At 33.3% G+C, this 20,316-nt stretch carries 29 protein-coding genes and 1 tRNA gene; 19 read left to right on the forward strand and 11 right to left on the reverse strand.

The annotated features are described in order from the left end of the window. Positions 1-177: 177 nt before the first annotated feature. Both psbD and psbC read left to right on the forward strand, forming a co-directional pair. The gene (psbD, locus tag AC6EIZ_RS04575) at positions 178-1,254 is read left to right on the forward strand and encodes a photosystem II D2 protein (photosystem q(a) protein) (RefSeq protein ID WP_036905018.1); all 1,077 of its coding nucleotides are present in this window, start codon (positions 178-180) and stop codon (positions 1,252-1,254) included. Further along, positions 1,238-2,620, forward strand: a complete 1,383-nt coding sequence (psbC, locus tag AC6EIZ_RS04580; RefSeq protein ID WP_011824174.1) for a photosystem II reaction center protein CP43 — start codon at positions 1,238-1,240, stop codon at positions 2,618-2,620. Before psbD ends, psbC begins: the two co-directional genes overlap by 17 nt. Before the next feature lie 68 nt (positions 2,621-2,688). On the opposite strand, the gene AC6EIZ_RS04585 is transcribed toward psbC, so the two are convergent. Next, positions 2,689-3,330: a nucleoside triphosphate pyrophosphatase gene (locus AC6EIZ_RS04585; RefSeq protein WP_498512742.1), complete on the reverse strand. Its 642-nt coding sequence runs from the start codon at positions 3,328-3,330 to the stop codon at positions 2,689-2,691. Between the two features lie 70 nt (positions 3,331-3,400). Here AC6EIZ_RS04585 and AC6EIZ_RS04590 point away from each other — a divergent pair, with 70 nt between their 5' ends. Genes AC6EIZ_RS04590 through AC6EIZ_RS04600 form a run of 3 tightly spaced genes read left to right on the forward strand, consistent with a single transcriptional unit; the run spans position 3,401 to position 5,531 of the window. Continuing rightward, positions 3,401-3,775, forward strand: coding sequence for an Npun_F0494 family protein (locus AC6EIZ_RS04590; protein WP_498512744.1), 375 nt, complete (start codon positions 3,401-3,403; stop codon positions 3,773-3,775). Next, entirely contained in the window at positions 3,772-5,289 is a 1,518-nt protein-coding gene (locus AC6EIZ_RS04595) for a cobyric acid synthase (RefSeq protein WP_498513186.1), read from the forward strand. Before AC6EIZ_RS04590 ends, AC6EIZ_RS04595 begins: the two co-directional genes overlap by 4 nt. A gap of 8 nt (positions 5,290-5,297) precedes the next feature. Continuing rightward, positions 5,298-5,531, forward strand: coding sequence for a 2Fe-2S iron-sulfur cluster-binding protein (locus tag AC6EIZ_RS04600; protein ID WP_498512746.1), 234 nt, complete (start codon positions 5,298-5,300; stop codon positions 5,529-5,531). Between the two features lie 26 nt (positions 5,532-5,557). Here AC6EIZ_RS04600 and AC6EIZ_RS04605 read toward each other — a convergent pair whose 3' ends face one another. The 3 genes from AC6EIZ_RS04605 to AC6EIZ_RS04615 form a co-directional block, all read right to left on the reverse strand. Further along, complete coding sequence (locus AC6EIZ_RS04605; protein WP_498512748.1) at positions 5,558-6,199, reverse strand: tetratricopeptide repeat protein; 642 nt, start codon at positions 6,197-6,199, stop codon at positions 5,558-5,560. Between the two features lie 97 nt (positions 6,200-6,296). Beyond that, a tRNA-Ser gene (locus tag AC6EIZ_RS04610) sits at positions 6,297-6,383 on the reverse strand. 74 nt (positions 6,384-6,457) lie between these two features. Then, a complete protein-coding gene (locus AC6EIZ_RS04615; protein ID WP_498512749.1) occupies positions 6,458-7,483 on the reverse strand; it encodes an extracellular solute-binding protein in 1,026 nt (341 codons plus the stop codon). A gap of 148 nt (positions 7,484-7,631) precedes the next feature. On the opposite strand from AC6EIZ_RS04615, the gene AC6EIZ_RS04620 reads away from it, so the two are divergent. Together AC6EIZ_RS04620 and AC6EIZ_RS04625 are read left to right on the forward strand one after the other, a co-directional pair. Continuing rightward, positions 7,632-8,297, forward strand: a complete 666-nt coding sequence (locus AC6EIZ_RS04620; protein WP_498512751.1) for a Fe2+-dependent dioxygenase — start codon at positions 7,632-7,634, stop codon at positions 8,295-8,297. Between the two features lie 86 nt (positions 8,298-8,383). Then, positions 8,384-8,629, forward strand: coding sequence for a hypothetical protein (locus AC6EIZ_RS04625; protein ID WP_498512753.1), 246 nt, complete (start codon positions 8,384-8,386; stop codon positions 8,627-8,629). A gap of 105 nt (positions 8,630-8,734) precedes the next feature. Here AC6EIZ_RS04625 and AC6EIZ_RS04630 read toward each other — a convergent pair whose 3' ends face one another. Further along, positions 8,735-9,982, reverse strand: a complete 1,248-nt coding sequence (locus AC6EIZ_RS04630; protein ID WP_498512754.1) for an iron uptake porin — start codon at positions 9,980-9,982, stop codon at positions 8,735-8,737. A gap of 153 nt (positions 9,983-10,135) precedes the next feature. Continuing rightward, positions 10,136-11,005 carry a glycine--tRNA ligase subunit alpha gene (gene glyQ / locus AC6EIZ_RS04635; RefSeq protein WP_498512756.1) on the reverse strand — a complete coding sequence of 290 codons (870 nt, stop codon included), beginning with the start codon at positions 11,003-11,005 and terminating at the stop codon, positions 10,136-10,138. A gap of 459 nt (positions 11,006-11,464) precedes the next feature. On the opposite strand from glyQ, the gene AC6EIZ_RS04640 reads away from it, so the two are divergent. The 7 genes from AC6EIZ_RS04640 to AC6EIZ_RS04670 all read left to right on the forward strand — a co-directional run bounded on the left by AC6EIZ_RS04640 (position 11,465) and on the right by AC6EIZ_RS04670 (position 14,152). Continuing rightward, positions 11,465-12,160, forward strand: coding sequence for a hypothetical protein (locus tag AC6EIZ_RS04640; protein WP_498512758.1), 696 nt, complete (start codon positions 11,465-11,467; stop codon positions 12,158-12,160). A gap of 37 nt (positions 12,161-12,197) precedes the next feature. After that, entirely contained in the window at positions 12,198-12,371 is a 174-nt protein-coding gene (locus tag AC6EIZ_RS04645) for a hypothetical protein (RefSeq protein WP_498512759.1), read from the forward strand. Positions 12,372-12,374: 3 nt separating this feature from the next. Beyond that, positions 12,375-12,536 (forward strand): hypothetical protein, encoded by a 162-nt coding sequence (locus AC6EIZ_RS04650; RefSeq protein ID WP_498512760.1) that lies wholly within the window; start codon positions 12,375-12,377, stop codon positions 12,534-12,536. Further along, entirely contained in the window at positions 12,533-12,850 is a 318-nt protein-coding gene (locus AC6EIZ_RS04655) for a hypothetical protein (protein ID WP_498512762.1), read from the forward strand. The genes AC6EIZ_RS04650 and AC6EIZ_RS04655 overlap by 4 nt, the downstream gene beginning before the upstream one ends. A gap of 44 nt (positions 12,851-12,894) precedes the next feature. Then, a complete protein-coding gene (locus AC6EIZ_RS04660; RefSeq protein ID WP_498512764.1) occupies positions 12,895-13,194 on the forward strand; it encodes a hypothetical protein in 300 nt (99 codons plus the stop codon). Positions 13,195-13,302: 108 nt separating this feature from the next. Beyond that, on the forward strand, positions 13,303-13,497 hold the full coding sequence (locus AC6EIZ_RS04665) for a hypothetical protein (protein WP_498512766.1): 195 nt from the start codon (positions 13,303-13,305) through the stop codon (positions 13,495-13,497). Positions 13,498-13,957: 460 nt separating this feature from the next. Then, complete coding sequence (locus AC6EIZ_RS04670; RefSeq protein ID WP_498512768.1) at positions 13,958-14,152, forward strand: hypothetical protein; 195 nt, start codon at positions 13,958-13,960, stop codon at positions 14,150-14,152. A gap of 96 nt (positions 14,153-14,248) precedes the next feature. On the opposite strand, the gene AC6EIZ_RS04675 is transcribed toward AC6EIZ_RS04670, so the two are convergent. Together AC6EIZ_RS04675 and AC6EIZ_RS04680 are read right to left on the reverse strand one after the other, a co-directional pair. Beyond that, on the reverse strand, positions 14,249-14,467 hold the full coding sequence (locus AC6EIZ_RS04675; protein ID WP_498512769.1) for a DUF6737 family protein: 219 nt from the start codon (positions 14,465-14,467) through the stop codon (positions 14,249-14,251). A gap of 36 nt (positions 14,468-14,503) precedes the next feature. Beyond that, positions 14,504-15,067: a hypothetical protein gene (locus tag AC6EIZ_RS04680; RefSeq protein ID WP_498512771.1), complete on the reverse strand. Its 564-nt coding sequence runs from the start codon at positions 15,065-15,067 to the stop codon at positions 14,504-14,506. 115 nt (positions 15,068-15,182) lie between these two features. Between AC6EIZ_RS04680 and AC6EIZ_RS04685 the strand changes: the two genes are divergently transcribed. Beyond that, positions 15,183-15,608: a nuclear transport factor 2 family protein gene (locus tag AC6EIZ_RS04685; RefSeq protein WP_498512773.1), complete on the forward strand. Its 426-nt coding sequence runs from the start codon at positions 15,183-15,185 to the stop codon at positions 15,606-15,608. A 157-nt stretch (positions 15,609-15,765) separates the two neighbouring features. Continuing rightward, positions 15,766-16,122 carry a hypothetical protein gene (locus AC6EIZ_RS04690; RefSeq protein WP_498512775.1) on the forward strand — a complete coding sequence of 119 codons (357 nt, stop codon included), beginning with the start codon at positions 15,766-15,768 and terminating at the stop codon, positions 16,120-16,122. Between the two features lie 38 nt (positions 16,123-16,160). Here the strand turns inward: AC6EIZ_RS04690 and AC6EIZ_RS04695 are convergent, their stop codons facing one another. Continuing rightward, complete coding sequence (locus AC6EIZ_RS04695; protein ID WP_498512777.1) at positions 16,161-16,349, reverse strand: hypothetical protein; 189 nt, start codon at positions 16,347-16,349, stop codon at positions 16,161-16,163. Between the two features lie 184 nt (positions 16,350-16,533). On the opposite strand from AC6EIZ_RS04695, the gene AC6EIZ_RS04700 reads away from it, so the two are divergent. After that, positions 16,534-16,734, forward strand: a complete 201-nt coding sequence (locus AC6EIZ_RS04700) for a hypothetical protein (protein ID WP_498512779.1) — start codon at positions 16,534-16,536, stop codon at positions 16,732-16,734. Positions 16,735-16,831: 97 nt separating this feature from the next. Beyond that, positions 16,832-17,107 carry a DUF8643 family protein gene (locus AC6EIZ_RS04705; protein ID WP_498512781.1) on the forward strand — a complete coding sequence of 92 codons (276 nt, stop codon included), beginning with the start codon at positions 16,832-16,834 and terminating at the stop codon, positions 17,105-17,107. Between the two features lie 54 nt (positions 17,108-17,161). Here the strand turns inward: AC6EIZ_RS04705 and AC6EIZ_RS04710 are convergent, their stop codons facing one another. Further along, positions 17,162-17,617, reverse strand: a complete 456-nt coding sequence (locus AC6EIZ_RS04710; RefSeq protein WP_498512783.1) for a peroxiredoxin — start codon at positions 17,615-17,617, stop codon at positions 17,162-17,164. A 197-nt stretch (positions 17,618-17,814) separates the two neighbouring features. On the opposite strand from AC6EIZ_RS04710, the gene AC6EIZ_RS04715 reads away from it, so the two are divergent. Further along, on the forward strand, positions 17,815-20,154 hold the full coding sequence (locus tag AC6EIZ_RS04715; protein WP_498512785.1) for a tetratricopeptide repeat protein: 2,340 nt from the start codon (positions 17,815-17,817) through the stop codon (positions 20,152-20,154). Here the strand turns inward: AC6EIZ_RS04715 and AC6EIZ_RS04720 are convergent. After that, the gene (locus AC6EIZ_RS04720) at positions 20,143-20,310 is read right to left on the reverse strand and encodes a hypothetical protein (protein ID WP_498512787.1); all 168 of its coding nucleotides are present in this window, start codon (positions 20,308-20,310) and stop codon (positions 20,143-20,145) included. The two genes, AC6EIZ_RS04715 and AC6EIZ_RS04720, sit on opposite strands and share 12 nt — an antisense overlap. Positions 20,311-20,316 lie beyond the last annotated feature (6 nt).

Genomic DNA, 20,316 nt, shown 5'->3' on the forward strand with positions numbered 1-20,316 from the left:
ATCCCTTTCAAAACATTATAGAGACTAAGTTTTTGACAATTAATAAGTAGAAATAAAAAACATCAATTTTATCTCATTTCAATACAAGGGATTTCATCAAGTTAAAGATTCACCCACAAACCCCGTCATCGTTGTTAAAGTCCTCGACGTATACAAAAGCTCAGCAACGCTCCTCCCATGACGATCGCTGTTGGAAGCGCAACAGAACGAGGTTGGTTTGACGCCCTCGATGACTGGTTAAAGCGCGACCGATTCGTATTTGTTGGTTGGTCTGGACTACTTCTCTTCCCTACAGCTTTCCTAGCTATTGGTGGATGGTTTACAGGTACAACCTTCGTTTCCTCCTGGTACACCCATGGTGTAGCCAGTTCTTACCTTGAGGGATGTAATTTCCTCACAGCCGCTGTTAGTACTCCTGGCGATGCCATGGGTCACAGTCTTCTATTCCTTTGGGGACCAGAAGCTCAGGGCGATTTAACACGCTGGTTCCAGCTTGGTGGCCTATGGAATTTCGTTGCTCTACACGGTGCATTTAGCCTTATTGGCTTTATGCTTCGTCAATTCGAAATTGCAAGACTAGTTGGTATCCGTCCATATAACGCACTTGCTTTCTCAGCAGTTATTGCAGTATTCACTGCTTGCTTCCTTATTTATCCATTAGGACAGCATAGTTGGTTTTTCGCTCCTTCTTTTGGAGTTGCAGCAATATTTCGTTTCATCCTCTTCATACAAGGATTTCACAACATCACTCTTAATCCATTTCACATGATGGGAGTAGCTGGAATTCTTGGTGGTGCTCTTCTTTGTGCTATTCACGGTGCAACAGTTCAGAACACTCTTTACGAAGATTCAAGTCAGTACTCTGATGGAAAAGCTCAGAGTTCTACTTTTAGAGGTTTCGATCCCGTTCAAGAAGAAGAAACTTACTCATTTATTACTGCAAACCGTTTCTGGAGTCAGATTTTCGGTATTGCTTTCTCAAATAAGCGTTTCCTTCACTTCTTGATGCTCTTCGTACCAGTAACAGGTATGTGGGCTGCATCAATAGGAATCGTTGGATTAGCTCTTAACCTTCGTGCTTACGATTTCGTTAGCCAAGAAATCAGAGCTGCTGAAGATCCTGAGTTCGAAACTTTCTACACTAAAAATATCCTTCTTAATGAAGGTATGCGTGCCTGGATGTCTTCTGTAGACCAGCCACACGAAAACTTTGTATTCCCTGAGGAGGTACTCCCACGTGGAAACGCCCTTTAATAGTTTACTCAACGCTCCTAATCAAAGTCTTGAAGAGACTGGTTACGCCTGGTATGTAGGTAATGCAAGGCTAATCAACCTTTCTGGAAGACTCTTGGGTGCTCACATTGCTCACGCAGGACTAATTGTGTTCTGGGCTGGCGCGATGATGCTTTTCGAAGTAAGTCATTTCACCATGGATAAGCCCATGTGGGAACAAGGCTTGATTTGTATGCCTCACGTGGCCATGTTTGGATATGGAATTGGTCCAGGTGGAGAAGTCACTGATGTTTGGCCCTTCTTCATTGCGGGTGTTATTCACCTAGTTGCATCTGGAATTTTAGGCTTTGGAGGTGTTTTTCACTCTCTTGCTGGTCCAGAAAAGCTAGAAGAAGACTTCCCATTCTTCTCAACTGACTGGAGAGATAAAAATCAAATGACCAACATTCTTGGTTTTCATTTGGTTGTTCTAGGCGTTGGAGCTCTTTTATGGTCCATCAATTGGATGTACATAGGAGGTGCTTACGACACTTGGGCTCCTGGTGGAGGAGAAGTTAGGTTGATCAACCCAACACTTGATCCAAGAATTATTTTCGGATATCTACTATCAACCCCTTGGGGTGGTGGTGGTTGGATGGTTGGTGTTAACTCAATGGAAGATATTGTCGGTGGACATGTTTACCTTGGTGTGATTGAAATAATTGGTGGTCTCTTCCATATTTTCACTCAGCCTTACGGTTGGGCTAGAAGAGCCTTTATCTGGAATGGTGAAGGACTTCTAAGTTATGCATTGGGTGGAATTTGTGTTGCAAGTTTTGTTGCTTCATGTTTTATCTGGTTCAATAACACTGCTTATCCATCTGAGTTCTACGGTCCAACAAACGCTGAAGCCTCTCAAGCCCAAAGTTTTACATTCCTTGTTCGTGACCAAAGAATTGGTGCAAATGTAGGTTCAACAATGGGTCCAACTGGTTTAGGAAAATACCTAATGCGTTCTCCTACTGGTGAAATTATCTTTGGTGGAGAGACAATGCGTTTTTGGGATTTCCGAGGACCATGGCTCGAGCCACTTAGAGGACCAAACGGACTAAGCCTTGAGAAGATTCAAAATGATATTCAGCCTTGGCAAGTTCGCCGTGCTGCTGAATATATGACACATGCTCCTAACGCATCTATCAACTCAGTTGGTGGAATCATTACTGAGCCTAATGCAGTTAACTTTGTTAATTTGCGTCAATGGCTCGCAGGTGCTCAGTTCTTCCTTGGATGGTTTACTTTTGTGGGTCATCTTTGGCATGCTGGTCGTGCTAGAGCTGCTGCAGCTGGATTTGAAAAAGGTATCAGTCGTTCACAAGAGCCTGCTCTTTCAATGCCTGATCTAGATTAAATCCCTCAATAAATAAAGAAAGTCCTCTTTATAGAGGACTTTTTTTTTGGTTAAAAATATATTTCCTTCTAATCTTTTCTATCTAAAAGTAATCTAGATAAACCAAATTTTTCTAAATTATTTTTCAACCATGGCAGGCTTAGTCCAACAACATTACTAAAACATCCGTCTATTTTTTTTATAAAAAGTCCTCCATAACCTTCAATAGCAAATCCACCTGCACAATTGTATGGTTCTGGAATTGAAGCATATTTTATAATCTCAATATTTGATAAAGACATAAATTCAATTTTTGTGCTCACAACCCCTTCACAACATTTATGTCGTGAGATAGTTTCCATATCTGATTTCAAATTATCTAATGAAATCAAATAATGTCCAGTATGCAACAATCCTGATTTTCCAGACATCCTTTGCCATCTGGATATCAATTGGTCTTTATTAATTGGCTTCTCAAAAATCTCCCCCTCGAACTCAAACAAAGAATCACAAGCTAATAAAGCTTGAAAAACATTTAAACCCTTATCTTCTTTTACCAACTTTTTTAATGCACTATCAGCTTTACCCTTAGCCAATAATTTGACCTTTAAGATTGGATTTAATTCCTCAAGCTGCGTTTCATCAAAATCACTTACAATAACTTTGTGTTTCAAAGATATTTGATCAAGTAATTTTTGACGTGCTTTAGAAGCAGAGGCAAGCAGAAACATAGAAAACTAAATTTTTTAATACTTTGGATCATTATTGATCTTCTATTTAAAAATAAATCCATTTAATTAAATGTTGTTGATTGATCAAAAAATCATTAGAAGAGCCAAGAAAGGGATAAGGAATTGTCCCTTTAACACCTTTCTTTTTAAAAGTCTTCAAGAAGGGAGCTTAAGTGCTCAAAATGTTTTCGAGAATAAATCAAAATATTTGAATCAAGAATTTATGTTTATCAATAGTTCTTTATTTATAGAAAATGAATTTCTAAAATTGATAAGGATAGGTGTTCTCAGAAGAGAAGTCGACGGCCAAGGCCTGACTTCAAAAGTTCGTATTACACCCATTGGAAGACAAGTCCTAGAAAGCTACTCAGATCTAATTACTAAAAAAACATCGCTAATAAAAAAAATAGTTAAATGTCTAAAATACCTATTATCTCCAAGATGAATATAGAACGAAAACGTACACCTTTAATGGTTTTAGGAACCTCTAGTGGTGCGGGGAAAACGCTTATAGCTACAGCCATTTGCCGAAGTTTAAAAAGGAAAGGCGAACAGCCAATACCATTTAAGGGTCAAAACATGAGCAATAACGCATGGGTTGATACTCAGGGGGGAGAAATGGCATATTCTCAAGCACTCCAATCTTGGTCTGCAGGCTTAGAGCCAAGTGCCGAAATGAATCCAGTGCTTCTGAAGCCAAAAGGGGATTCTACAAGTGAAGTAATTCATCTTGGAAAAAGTGTCGGCACTAGTAAAGCGATAAATTATTACGATGATTGGTACGATTCAGGCTGGCAAGCTATTAAAAAAGGCCTAGCAATCCTATTAAATAACAAAAAAGAAGGGAGACTCATTATTGAGGGAGCTGGAAGTCCCGTTGAAGTAAATTTGCAACATAAAGATCTTACAAATTTGAAATTAGCAAAATATTTAAATGCAAATTGTATTTTAGTAGCAGATATTGAAAGAGGAGGCGTTTTTGCACAAATCATTGGAACAATTGCATTAATGCAACCAGACGAAAAAAAATTAATAAAAGGAATTATTATTAATAGGTTCAGAGGCGATAAAGCCTTATTTGAATCAGGAGTTACATGGATAGAGAAAGAAACAGGCATCCCCGTTTTAGGAATTTTACCTTGGCTAAAAGAGATTTTCCCACCTGAAGATTCTCTTGATCTATTTGAAAGGAAACAAATAAACCAAAGTGCAGAGATAGAAATAGCAATAATAAAATTGCCTAGAATTAGCAATTTTTCTGATCTCGATCCATTCATTAACGATTCAAGTATTCAAATGCGATGGATAGAACCTGGACAAGAACTAGGCAAACCAGATGTATTAATAATTCCTGGAACCAAACAAACAATTAAAGATTTAGAGAGTCTGAATAACTCTGGTTTGAGTAATCAAATAAAAGATTATGCCAAAAAAGGAGGAAGTATTTTTGGCATATGTGGCGGATTACAAATGCTAGGAAAATCATTATATGACCCATATAACCAGGAAAGTATTCATGATCTGAATAATACATTTTCAAACACCGGAATGAACCTTCTCCCAATCAAAACAACCTTTGGAGAAATAAAGAACACCTCACAAAGAGAAGAATTCGTTTCATGGCCAGATTCACAGAATATAAAGGGATTTGAGATGCATTACGGAAAAAGCGATTTGATAAATAATAAAAATTCCAATATTATTTCCTTATTCAAAAATAGTTCTTTAGGATGGGTAATTGAGAATAAAGATAAAAGCTTTATTGGAGGAACTTATTTACATGGTATTTTTGAAAATGATGAATGGCGGAGGCAATGGATTAATAAAATAAGACAGAAAAAAGGATTAAATAAACTACACACCAATGAAGAGAAGAATCATGATAAAAGAGAGAAGTTATTAGATTTATTAACTGATGCCTTCGAAAGAAATATCAATATAGAAAATCTAATCAAATGATTTAAATAATGAAAAATACAAAAATCAACTGGCCTAATAAGAAATCAAGCAGTTGCTCTCCTGGAATTGAATGGTTAAAAGCTGCATATGATGCAAATATCGAAATCCCTACTGGATGCCTAGGAGGAAGCTGCGGAGCATGCGAAATAGAAGTTAACGGAGAAGTAATACGCGCATGTATCGCTACCGTTCCAAACGAAAAGGAACTTAATGTTGATTTTTTCAGTGACCCCTATTGGTAATAACAAATAAATCCAATTTTTCATAATCAATAATATTTCTCTGCTCTTCTAATAGCTTTAATAGAACCTTTATAATCTCCAATCTTATACTTAGATTCACTAATAACCTCTAATTTATTTATCAACTCCTCCTTTTTTTTCTCACTAATCACTTTTTTATAATCTGCAATTAGATCATATTTACTTTTTTTCATCTTTGAACCTTTAATTAGAACATTATACTTAGGTTCTAGATCCATTTTTATAAATGTACCTAACAAAATATTTTTATAATCAATTTTAATAGTATCTAATTGATTAGATTTATCAATTTCCAATAAGCTAATTTTTTTAGCTTTTCTTTTATCCTCTATAGCCCCCTGATAATCACCATTTTTATATCTAGAATTACTTCTTCCACTAAATGAAATATCTTTAGACCTTTGTTTAATAATATTTATTTTAGCTTCATAAAAAATTGATTTTGAGAAGTCATCTATAGCAGATGCATTGTCTCCTAATTTGTCATTCAAAAAACCACAATTCAAATATGCTAAGGCAATATCATCTTGGTTTCGAAGACTATCAATATTCTTTTTAATAGATTTAATGGCCGCTTCATAATCATCTAAATCAATCAAATTAAGTGCTTCATCGTAAAAAGATGAAGATTCATGTAATTTTTCCAAGTCGTTTCTTCCTCTTCTTAATTTTAAACACACTTAAGTTAATAAGTATAAAAGTCTTTAAGAAAATATGTAAGAGAAAAGCTTCTTCTAATCAATACGGAGAGGGTGGGATTCGAACCCACGGATAGTTTTAGCTATCAAACGATTTCGAGTCGTTCGCTTTCGACCACTCAGCCACCTCTCCATTGAATTAAGTTTAAGCCAATCTTCTATTATCTCTTAAGAATAAACAGAATTAAAAATCTAATTCTTAATTATTTAATCCCAACCAGCTTTTCTCATAAGCTTTATTGCTTTTTTATTATTTGCTCCTAGTTGATCAATGGTCACACTATCAGGCGTAAATTCTCCAAATTGTGTAACTTCATCCGTTTTATTAAAACCAACTAAAGGGTGTTCAAATGTCGGACCTGCTAATCCACTACTCCCATCAGGAGAAGCAAGATACTCAAGGAGCTGAATAGCTTCCTCTTTGTTTTCTGCATATTTAGCAATCCCACCTGCACTTACATTCACATGAGCAGGATTAGGAGTAAGAACTTTTACTTTTTTAGCCAATATTTGATCTTTTCTTCCATTGACACCAGCAAGCATCCTTGAAACGTAGTAGTGATTAACGATACCTACACCACATTTCCCCTGCGCTACAGCTCTTATAACGCCTATATCTCCAGGGAAAAAAGGCTCAGAAATATTTGAAATCATACCTTTTAACCATTCTTTAGTTTTAGCTTCTCCTTTATTTACAATTTGATTAGCTACTAAAGATTGGTTATATGGACTGCTCCTTTTTCTCACACAAACAAGCCCTTCCAAAGCCGGATTAGCAAGATCTGAATAATCTTTGATTGAATTTATATCAACCTTCTTGGGATTAGCCACCATAACCCGCACTCTTCTTGTTAAGGCATACCACCTTGCTTGAGGATCCCTATATGAGACTGGAACATTTTTATCTAATTCAGCCGATCTATATGGCTGAAGAAGTCCACTTTTTGCAGCATTGCTAATCCGAGCCGCATCAACGAGAAGAATTACATCGGCTTTAGAATTCGCACCTTCCCTTTTCAATCTCTCAACTAGAGAAATACCTGTAGCCTCAATCAAACGGATTTTTATCCCAGTATCCTCCGCAAATTTCTTGTATATCTGCTTATCAGTGTTGTAATGCCTACCGGAATAAATCCTTACTTCTCTATTAGAGGCCTTAACATGATTGGAACTTGAAGAGACTAATAGAGCACCTGCTATTACTGAAGTAAAAATACGCTTGATTAAATTCATTAATCTATACAGAGGAAGGAATTAATATCTTTATATACATTAGACAAGAAGAGAAAGCTAAAAATAGCTTCGCAATTTTGATACGTATGTGAGTATAAATTGATATCTTGTTAATACTTTAGGATAGTAATTAAACCTAGATAAAAAAATGGAATATTTAACTCATTCGCTAATCGACGAGTCAGAAGCTCTCCAAATAGTCAATAAACTCAAAGCAGAGAAATCATCATGGCAAGATGGAAAAAAAACTGCAGGAAGCCATGCCGCAAAAATCAAGTCTAATTTTCAATTAGATAAAAATTCAAAATTATCAATGGAGCTTCGAGATACTATTGTTAATAGAATAATATCAAATCCTCTACTAAAAAGTTTTACATTACCTAATCTAATCCATGGAGTTATGTTTACTCAATCCTTGGATGGACATGGTTATGGTACTCATATTGATAATCCTTACATGCCTTCAGGAAGAAGTGATCTATCTTTTACGTTATTTTTAAACGCCCCAGAAAATTATAGCGGTGGTGAATTATGTATTCAGACGATTAATAAAACTGAAAAGATTAAACTATCTGCTGGAGAGATGATAGTTTATCCCAGCACCCAATTGCATTCTGTTGCTGAAGTTAGAGATGGTGAACGTTATGTATGTGTAGGCTGGATTCAAAGCTATGTTCAAAATAATGAAGATAGAAATTTTTTATTTGGACTTGATGCTGGAGCAAAAGGCTTACTAGCGAAACATGGCCGATCCGATGAATTAGATTTAATTTTCCAGGCCTATAGCAATATCCTGAGAAGATTAGGAGGCTAAATTAATCACTTTATACATTAAAGTGTAAAAATAGAACTTTTATTAGATCTCACTTCCTATCAAAATATATTTAAAACAGACTCGGCATGCCAAGTAAAACACCTATAGGAATATTTATTGCCGCAACAGCTGCTTTAGCAGCAAACGCAATTATTCCAGACAATTCAATGGCTGGTGAAAAGCATAAAAACATGGGTGGGTTAAAGGAGTGGACAACAGATCAAGAAGCTAACGAGGATGGAAAACTTGATGAAGCTGCTCAAAAAGCTGCTGATAAAGCCAAGAAATCAAATGTATGCATCCCAATTGGTGAAGGTGAAAACTGCTGGTAATTTGTTATTTTAAATAAAAGAAAAGCCCTTTATGGGCTTTTTTTATGCAACAAAAAAGCGCCCCCTGTTGAGGGCGCTACTTTTAGTTACTAATTTTTATTTGAATTAGAATCTGAATTCAGTTAGAAGAACTGCTCCAGTGACGTCTTTGCCTTCAGCTTCGACATCTGTGCTACCAAACACTGCAGGTGTAACTGTTACTCCATCATTAACCTTGAAGGAATAGTAAGCTTCCCAAACAGAGTTGTCCTCAGATGGATCAGAACCGCCACCAACGATATTTGTAGCAGCAACTCTTGAACCAACAGCAAGTCCTGCTCTGTTTCCATCAATGAATAGGTCCTTCCAATTAAGGCCAACCATCCAACCTGATGCCTCATCTGCAAAACCAGTTCCTGCATCATCGATACTAGAAGTATCATAACCAAGCTGAACAGAAGGAAGTGCTCCTGTATTGTCAGGCTTCCAATAAGCTCTCAAACCAATAGCAGTTTCAGAACTACCTGAAGCTCTTGCCTTACCTTTTGATGTTGTGAAATAGCTATCAGACCAACCGTTGTCTTTGAAAGCTACAGCTCCAGAAACTTGCCATTGTGGTGTGCCGTATTCAAGCTTTGTTAACAAAGCGGACTTAGCATCATCGCCAAATAATCCTTGGCCTTCTGCTGACTTAGCTCCACCCTGACTAGTATATGCTGCACTTAATGCCCATCTACCTGCAGAAGGATCCTCAGTTTGCTGTGTCCATGCGGCACCAAAACCAGCTTTAGTACTTGAACCATAGACTGTTCCATTTCCACCTAGACTAAATTGCTTAGTTATTGGCTTATAAATGGAAGGAGAACTTGCAAGCATGTAGTAGTTCTCAATTTTTGGTCCAACCCAAACAGTAAGACTTTCGCCAACAGGGAATTGGTACCAAATCTTGTCAACTTTTAATGCATCTGAAGTATTCTTACCAGCTGAAAGATAAGTACCTTGACCCTTGTCTACGAAATGATCAGATACATTACCCGCCTTAATTCTTGTGTATAGAAGGTCTTCACCAGTGAAACTGGTATTCATGTTCAACTGATACATATATTCCATGGTGATGGAATCAGTATCTGTTTCATTATCATCATCAACATAACCAGTGATGAAAGCAGCCTTGCCACTCATCTTTGTAGATGAAGAGAACTGACCAGCCATGATTTCGCCGAGTTGAGATTCAACTCCATCAACACGGGCTTGAATAACTTCAGAACTTACATCTGAATCGTTAGATGCCGCAGTAACGTCGGCATTAGCAGCTAATGGAGCCATTAGGCCCAAAGCAGCAGGAGCTACCAGCAAACGCTGAAAAAGCTTCATTGTGTCCTCACACAAATATGTCGAGTTTATATTAATGTATTCGTTGAAACATTAAAGAGCTCAATACCCCGCACGTATCTTTTTATACGTCACTGAATATTATTCGATCTACTTATTATCTACAAAAGCTAAAATATTACTTGATGTTAACAACTAATCAGAACAAAGTGGGAACCCCAAAGCCTCTCTTTCTTCCAGCCAAGCTTCAGCAACATTACGAGCCAAAGATCGAATTCTTGCGATAATCTTGGTTCTTTCTGTAACAGAGATAACTCCCCTTGCCTCTAACAAATTAAACGTATGGCTACATTTCAAAACATAGTCTAGGCAAGGTGCAGGAGTCTTTTTTGCGATTAATTGCTTAGCCTCATCCTCATAAATTTCAAAAAGTTTCCTTAAATTATCTGAGTTAGATTCTTCAAAATTATATTTACATTGACCTTTTTCAAAAGGAAGCCAGATATCACCATATTTATTATTTTTGTTCCAGGAAAGATCCCATATACTTTCAGTATTTTGTAAATACATCCCCAATCTTTCTAAGCCATAAGTTATCTCAATCGAGACAGGCTTGCAATCAAGGCCACCACATTGTTGAAAATAAGTAAATTGAGTCACTTCCATACCATCAAGCCAAACTTCCCATCCCACTCCCCAAGCCCCTAAAGTTGGAGATTCCCAGTTGTCCTCAACGAATCTAATATCGTGATCTTTAGAATTAATGCCTAAGGATTGAAGAGAAGATAAATAAATTTCTTGAATACTATCTAAAGAAGGCTTGATAAGAACTTGATATTGGAAATAATGCTGCGCTCTATTTGGATTATCACCATACCTACCATCAGTCGGCCTTCGGCAAGGCTCTGCATAAGCGACAGCCCATGGCTCAGGACCTATCGCTCTCAAAAAAGAGTGAGGGCTCATCGTTCCCGCTCCCTTCTCTAAATCATATGGCTGCAGCAGCAAACAACCTTTTTCGCTCCAAAAGTTATTAAGAGTCGAAATTATGTCCTGGAAATACATTTAGTAATGATTATGACTGGAATTAGAGGTGAAAGTATTTAACTTGGTTAGGTCAACAATCAAGAAGTAGTTAAAGCACTTCTCGTTTTTATAGCCCTACCTAGAAAATTAATTAAATTCTAAATCAACTAGTGATCATTTAAACCCGAGTATTTAGATGAGGACAAACATGAAAAAATATAAGTATATATACTTAGAAGGTTGACTCAAGCGATTTACGCGAATAAAGCACTTCCTAGGTCGCATAGACGCAGATATGCTTGCGATAAATTATCGCATACCAAGAACTCATTAGAATAGAAGTTTTTGGTATAATTTATATTCATGCTGCTCCTTACGCTAGACAGAAAGTACTTAAAAGCAACAATTAGCCATAAATTATACTTTTTTCAAAAATCTGTACAAAGCAATTTCATGAATAACTTGTAAAAATTAAAAGGACTAACAGAAAAAGAAACATTGAAAATAGTACATCAGTATCCATTGTTCCGAATCGTCACAAGACATATATTGGGAAGGTATATAGCTTGGCCTATGGAATTATCGCCTACAGAGGTAGTCGACTTAGAGAATATTCCACTCAACAGTGATGTTACCAAGGGTCTCGTACCCGCGCAGGTGGAGTATGTCAAAGAATCGGTTGTCGAAATCAACGAAGAACTGAGTTGTGTCGGCCAGTCGCTTAGGGCTGTCGCGGCGAACCTCTCAGACATAAAAAGCAATATAAAGCCTGGCAACTGGAGAGCCTTTTTGAAGTCTGGAGCAATTAATTGCTCCGAAAGATTTGCCGTTGATCTTGTAAGTGCATACACTAATTGGCTGGGGGGTTCAGACATAGAAGATAACTTGCTTGCATCTCTAACTCCAAGGTCACTCGCACTGATGGGAAGCAAAGGAGTAACCGATAAGGAACGGCAAAAGGTATTCGAAGCGGTGGGGAACGGTGAAAGGATGACTGAAGCAACTGTAAGGTGCCTAGTCAAAGGGACTCAGAAAAAAACAAATAAATCCTCTCAAAGGACAGAAAGCGATAAGATTAAATCCCTCAAAGAAAAGATCGATACTTATAAAAAAATAATTAGCAACCTTCAAGACGAAAATAAGAAACTTAGTAAATTGATCTCAAATAGAGAAAAACTTGACTCGATTATCTAATACTTACTCCTATAGCATCTCACTATCAATTCTTAAAATGAAAATCACTAAATTAAGTTCTAAAATCCCTGGAATACAAAAGCTTGAGTCTGAGAATATTAACGAGATAAAACATGGTATTACCAGGAAATTACTAGAAAAATATAAGCCAAAATATCTCTTTACTATAGAGGCTATAAAAGATACAAAAAATAAAAAGAGAGCGGCTTAAATCATGAGTAAGAATTCACATCCTAGAAATAGATTCATCCATTTGTACAACCCTAAGAAAGAAGGATTAGGATCTTATGATGTACACTATATAAATGCCTATAGAAAAAATAAACTTATAAAAAACGAGCTAAGCAAAAAAGATGAGGAGAGGAATGCAGCATGATTCCATTCATAAGAAGTCTTTCAGAATTAATGGCAATCACAGAATCAAGAGAAATCAAAAGGGAGATTTCTCAAAATATTGACAGCTTTAACTCAATAATGGATAGTGGACAAAGAAAGCGATATAAAAAGTCTCTCGATAAAAAGGAAGTAGGTCTCCCTGATTTGCCGAAAATAAAGCGTCTATGGATAAAAAAGAAAGAAAATATATCAAGATTTATTAACGAATTAGACTATAATAATCAAATCCAATCGTCTTATGATCTGACCTTGTTAGAAAGACAAAACAAAAGGAATCAACAGGATGTCGCCTAATTATGAAAACCACTAAAAAAAATCATATAATAGAATATTCCTCTGTGACTTTAGTTCTGTCATATTTTATTGTTCATAATATTATTTTAGTCTTTGTTGGAATTACATTATCACTATATTTAATTAATATTAATTTTATTAATAGAGTTATTAGATCCATTAATAAAAGTTTAGTTATTAAAAAAGAATCAACAGAATTAGATAAAAATGATACAGAAATAAAATCTAATATAATTAATTTAAAATCATCCAAAGACGATTCCAAGCTTACATTAGTTGAAGCCATAGAAGAACTAGGATTTATTCCATCAATAGATAACAAAGATAAAAGTAATGCTGTATAACATTTTATTTTATAGAATTTTAGTTACTAATACTGTATTCTTATAAAGCTATTTTACTCTTTACAAGTAAATTAATAAAAGGTAATCTGGAATACATGCAATAAGTACATGAAAGAAAATCAAAACAGCATAGAAGATATATTAATTAAAGGTTTATCGGATATTTTAAAAAGAACAGTAGAGGTCAGCCCGCAGGATCAATTAGCTATTGCTCAAGAATATAAAGAATGGATAAATTGTATATCGGTAAGCGATTTCACAGAGCAGGAAATACTTGTTATAGATAAATTAACATTTACTTGATTATATATATTCCCAATAGATTAATAATTAATTTTTAGGTAGATATTCTATATATAGAATGATTTTTAATAAGTAAAAAAAAAGAAATTCATTTATTTACAACATTATATCTAGAAATATATTTTAATGAGATTTATAGAATAAAAAACTTTTTTATGTCTTAATTTATTTTAAATATATTTATATATCTCTTTTATATAAAAAAATTTAATATTTATTTATTGTAGAAGGATTTTCTGACTATAAATAAATTAGATATAGTGATTATATAAAATGTACCATGCTATGCAACCAAGAGACAAAATTGACTATTAGTAATACTAATGTACTATAGAGAGGTGCTTTATCTTTGTTGAGCAATCTAGCAAAATCATTTAATTCGCCAAGCATGCTTAATGAAAAGCCCAAAGAGGCAGAAGTTTGTTCACGTATTTAATTAATCAATCAATTGGAGTATCTAATGGAATCTTCAAGCACTTCAAGCTGGAAATCACCAACGAGTCTAAAGCTGACAAGCGGACTAGGAATAGGCAGGGGAGCTCTTATAACGAGCTCAACAAGAGAGTTGTTTAAATTTTATTGGACAAATCGAAAGCGCTTTTCAGGTGGTTATATAGGATTCCCATCCGAAAACATTAGGGATCAGCGAATTTAAAGAATTAACTTGAAATTTATTATTTGCTTTTTTCCAAATTAAATAGAGAATAAATTTTTAAGCATATTTAAAATAAAATAAAATAATAAAATATGGTTATTCTTTATCATTAATTACTTGATATGAATTCGGAACAAGTATTAAAAATAATATCCACCAAACAAAAACAAAAATACCTACAACTGAAGTAAAAATAATGTTATTAAATATTTTCCAACTAAAAATTAGAACTAAAGCTCCAAAGCTAATAATTGACCAAGGTTGACACCAGAAAGGTTTTGAATACCAAAAATTTTTTTTTGAATTTGTATCCATTAAAGAAACTTAAAAGATGATTAAAGCTATCAAATTCTAACCATTTTCAGTCTTATCTTCTTCGACCGGTTGATCCTCTTCAAAAGGCTTTTCTTCTTCAAAAGGCTTTTCTTCTTCAAAAGGCTTTTCTTCTTCAACAGGCTTTTCTTCTTCAACAGGCTTTTCTTCTTCAACAAGCTTTTCTTCTTCAACAAGCTTTTCTTCTTCAACAAGCTTTTCTTCTTCAACAGGCTTTTCTTCTTCAACAGGCTTTTCTTCTTCAACAGGCTTTTCTTCTTCAACAGGCTTTTCTTCTTCAACAAGCTTTTCTTCTTCAACAAGCTTTTCTTCTTCAACAAGCTTTTCTTCTTCAACAAGCTTTTCTTCTTCAATAGGTTTAATTTCAACTATATTGTCACTTGATTCAGAGGTTTCACTTTTAGTAAAAATCTGAGAAACTTCCTCAACTGAATCAGACTCAGAATTCTTAAGTAAAAACTTCAAAACATATCCAAGAGAGACAAATAAAACTATTGGGAGGACAAGTCCTAAAAGCAATTTATAGAGAATTATTCCTATTCCAAGGACAACAATAGAAATAAGGATGTTCTTCCTGTTCATATGAGCTAAATGAATAGATACTAAATCTAAGCTATTTTCGAGTTATCTTGATGACTTGGCTTCAACGCGATGTCTATTTAAATAATCTAAATTGTACTTATTAACGTTAAATTCAATGCTCATCAAAGAGAAAGAATTAAAAAAATTCTTTAATTTATCTTATGGAGGGAACGCTCCATCAAGAGAAGAATGGGAATCTTTGTACAATCAACAAGTTAAGTTCATTGATCCTACTCAAGAAAAAAATGGAATTGATGCATACATCAAAGCTCAAGATGGATTAATAAAAAGATGTGACGATATTTATTTAGAATCACATTCAATCGTAATAAATAAGAATATTGCTTTTGTTGAATGGACAATGGGTTTAAAAATAAAAGGTATCGAATTTATATACGATGGAACAACAAGATTAATATTTGATGAAGAAGGAAAGGTAAAAGAACATAGAGACTATTTTGATTTTTGTTCAGGAACATTTGGTAATATTCCAGTTATAGGAGCATTTTTTAGATGGCTATACTCGAAATTCGTTGACTAATATATTTATTATTTTTAAAATCAAAAAAGAACTAATAAAATTAACATGATAGAAATCCAACGAAAAATAATATTTACTCATTTTCTAAATTTTATTTGTTTCAATACGTAATTAAAATTTTTATTAGCTATAACAATAGTAATGTTGGAAGAATCAAATGGGAAAATTAGTTGAGTTAATCAAGGAAACCTACGACCATAAAGCATGCTTAGAGATTGCGAGTAGTGGTTGTTCTGATGGTGCATGCACAAGACATAACTATCAAGCTGACACTCTCTTGCTCTATATGAGTTACTCAGATGAGATCATCGAATACACTTCAGAAAGACTCGGATACTCTTTTCTTTCTAATCTTGCAAGAGATTTTGGATCACCATTAAAAGAGAATAAAGATAAAGATAATTTCTCATGGCAGGAAGTAGTTTCAGCTTGTCCAAATAAGGACGACTATAAACATGCTCTTGTGTGGAAATTTATAGAATTAGTAGCCAAAGAGAAAAGTTTAGAGCACTAATAATTAAATATGAAATTCATTCTCTAATACTTGAGTATTTATCCTAAAGGTAATTTAATTTTCGAAAAAAGATCAACTATAGATAGCATCCAATGAGGATGAAAAATAAAATAAATAACACAAAAAAAGAATATTGCACCTACAATTCCATAAATTTGAACCTCTATTTCTTCCCAAATCTCCTCAATCCAAATAAGGAAAGATTCATTTTCATTTTCTCTGACCATTGAAAAATAGATTTAGAAAGTAGTATAAAGGAATAATAACTAGATTAAAATAAATATTTTGAAAAATACCTTAGATTTATAAATATTTATATTCAATTGGTAAATTGAATATGAAATTATGAGCAAACAGACTCGTTAGAGAGAATTTTTAATTAGATTATTTAAATGACATTCAAAACAAAAAGTGAAAAAATACCCCTCTATTGAAGAAATAATTTCAGTCACACTTAGCTGTACCTTAATTAGGATGACTGAAATAAATAGAATAGATAGATCCGTTCTTTATCAAGAATTTAAAGAGTGGATAGTAAATTCTGGAGAAAATGAAGAGACCCAAGAAATTTTATGCCTGAGATACTTAAAAAATGATAGGAAGATTAATTAGATTAACTTATAATTACTATTTTATTATCTTACAGAAAAAGTATTTTCAAATCCTCGCTCAAGAGGAAAAAGCACTAAGCTTTAGTAAAACTAAGGATATGTTCAGTTCTTTATTTTCTCTATTTTTTTCAACCTTACTTTGGGTTCAAGTACCTCAGTGGAGTGATAATTGGTCAAGATGTGCCGTCGATGTACCTGACACTGCATGCCATTGGTACATAGTCTCTCCAGACAATACTTTTGGTAAAGGATTCGACTGGGCAACAGCCCCATTTTTTAATGCAAACGGTCTAAATGATATTGCAAAAATTTCTTCTAAAACAGTTGTAGAAAAATTACAAGCAAAAAAAACTTCTAAAGAATTTATCTCTTGATTTTCTATCAATTAATTTTGATAATAAGATCAAATTCAATAGTTAACTAGAAAATTAATTTCTTATTTCACCTAAAACCTTTAGCGCTTCATTAACATGAGCAGGACCATTTAAAAGGTCATTAAAAATATGCCTAATAATTCCTTTAGAGTCAACAATATAAGTTACTCGGCCATCAAGTAAACCGAGAACTTTAGGAACACCAAAAGCTTTTCTTAAGGAATTATCCGTATCACATAATAGTGGAAATGGAAGCTTATTTTTGTCTGCAAAAGATCTGTGGCTTGCTTCATCGTCACCACTAACCCCCCAAACCTCAGCACCAAATAGCTTAAAAAGATCGTATTTATCTCTAAAACCGCAATTTTCAGCAGTACAACCAGGGGTATCATCTTTTGGATAAAAAAATAAAACTAACGGCCTACCTTTAGCTTGCTTATTCGTCCTAGGAACACCTAGTTGATCAGAGAGTGAAAAATCAGGTATTTGATCGCCTAACTTTAAAGGCATTTGCATCCTAATACTATATCTATATATTATATAAAAAATTAGGGCATAATGGAGGTAAGAAGAATTAATAAAAGGGTATTAACTCTATAATTTATAAATCAACAACTAGTAAATATGGCTTGGAAACTATAGATTTATTAAATAAAATTATAAGATTTTCGACTTTTAGTATAATAGTTATAATTAAATAAAAATCATTGAGTGGGTTTGGGAAAAAGAAACAAGAGAATAAAAGCTCTTCTAAAAAACTTCAAAAGCTTTCAGAAAAGGATCTGAAAGAAAAATCAATCAATAATCATGTTAAAGGTAATTTACATGAAGCAGAAAAAGGTTATATAGCTTTTTTAAAAAATGGATATTCTGATGCAGATATAATTTCTAATTACGCACTCATATGTGAGGGAAAAGAAGAAAATGATAAAGCTATTAAACTATATGAAAAATGTTCTGAAAGTTTTCCAAGACATATTTACTCGAAATTAAATTTATCTTTTTTATATTATAAATTACATAATTTAGAAAAAGCAGAAACAATAATTAAAGAAGCTATTAAATTAAAACCAAGTCTGCCTAATGGACATTGTATCAGAGGATTAATATTAAAAAATTTAAATAAATATCATGAGTCTGAATTATCACTTAAAAAGGCAATCGAATTAGATAAGAATTACTTTGATGCATATATAAATCTAGGTTTATTATATAAAGATTTGAATAAATATAATGAAGCGGAAGAATATTATTTAAAAGCTATAGAAATAAATAATAAATCAGCTATCGCTCATTTGAATCTAGGAGCTTGCTACAAAGAGAAACAAGAGATAAAAAAGGCAATCTTACATACAGAGATAGCAATAGAGCTAGATAATAAATTAGAAAACTGTTATTTAAATCTAGCAACAATATATAACCAAATTGGTAATTATGAAAAATCACTCTCACTTTGTAAAAAAGAACTTTTATTGAACAAAAATAGTGATTTAACTTATCAACTTATAAGCGAATTAATTAAAAAAGGAGAATTATTAAACACATCAGAGAAAGACAATAGCGAAATACTTAAAAATATATTAAATAGAAAAGATATCTCCCATAGAGAACTATTTGGGAATATAAATAGCCTTATCTCCAAAGAAATATTAGAAAAACTATCTACTCTAGAATCGGAGTTGTTCGAGAGTAATGAATTCAAAATTCTTATCAAGGAAAAGGAATTAGTAAAAGCTCTCTCTCTACTAATTTTTTGCTCTCCATTATGGGAAAAAGTTTTGAGAAATATACGTAAGAATATTCTTATGAACTATTCAGATAATGATAAATTAAATAACAGTATTTTTGACTTTACGATAGGCCTTGGCTCACAATGTTTCTTAAATGAATATGTCTACTATATATCGACAGAAGAAAAAAATAAACTAAGAGAACTAAAGAAAACTATCAATATAAATAAAAATAAAGACTACAAATTAGCCTTAATCTCATGTTACCAATCTCTATCTTCAATAAATAATGAAATGATTAATTTAAATAATTATGTATCAAAAAAGAAAGAACTAAATAATCTAATTAATCTACAGTTAAAAGAGTTAAATGAAGAAAAAAAGATTTCAAAAGGGATTAAAAAAATAGGAAATATTAAAGATTCTATATCTATGGAAGTAAAAAATCAGTATGAATTAAATCCATACCCTAGATGGAGATATAATTCATATACTAAAGTAAACAGATTAAACTTTTTATCAGTTATTAATTCAGAAATTTACCCAAACGCAATTAAATCATATTCAACTCAATTAAAAAATAAAAAAATAAATATACTTATAGCTGGTTGTGGAACGGGGATTCAAATACTTGAAGCATCTCGTTATAGTAATTGCGAAATAACAGCAATCGATTTAAGCAATTCAAGTATCTCATACGCAAAGAGAAAGATCGATGAATATGGTTTGAAAAATGTAGATTTTATAGAAATGGATTTACTTGAATTAGCTTCACTAAACAAAAAATTTGATTTAATAGAATGTTCAGGCGTTCTTCACCATATGAATGATCCTACTAAAGGCCTATCAAATCTATTTAATGTATTAGAACCAAAAGGTTTTTTAAAGTTAGGTTTATACAGCAAGTATGCAAGAAAAGAAATACTGAAAGCGAGAGAACTAATCAAAGAAAAAGATATTAAACCAACTCTTGATGGAATAAGAAGCTTCCGAAAAAATGTTCTTAATGGAGAAATAATACAGTTAAATGAAATAACAAATTGGTCAGATTTTTACTCAACCTCAATGTGCAGAGATCTCTGCTTTCATAGTCACGAAAACTGTTTCTCCTTAGTTGAAATTAAAAATCTTTTAAAAGTATCTAATCTTGAATTTCTAGGTTTTACTCTTTCGAAAGATATAAAAGATAAATATGAGAAAGATAATAAAGATACAGACTCTTTAAAAGATTTAGAATTATGGGATAAATTTGAAAAACTAAATCCTAATTCTTTTAAAGAAATGTACCAATTCTGGGCTAAAAAATCAATTAAATAGTTGATCTTCTAAGCCGGGAATAAACATTTTACATAGGGTGAAAATAAATAATATTGCTAGAACATTACCTAGCATTGCTATTGCAAAGCGAATTCTCAAATCCTTAGCAAATGGTAGTAGGTTTTCCCAAAGTTGTAATAATGGTCCGCCTGCCATTGGATA

It is taken from the genome of Prochlorococcus sp. G4PB16 (genome assembly GCF_059772465.1).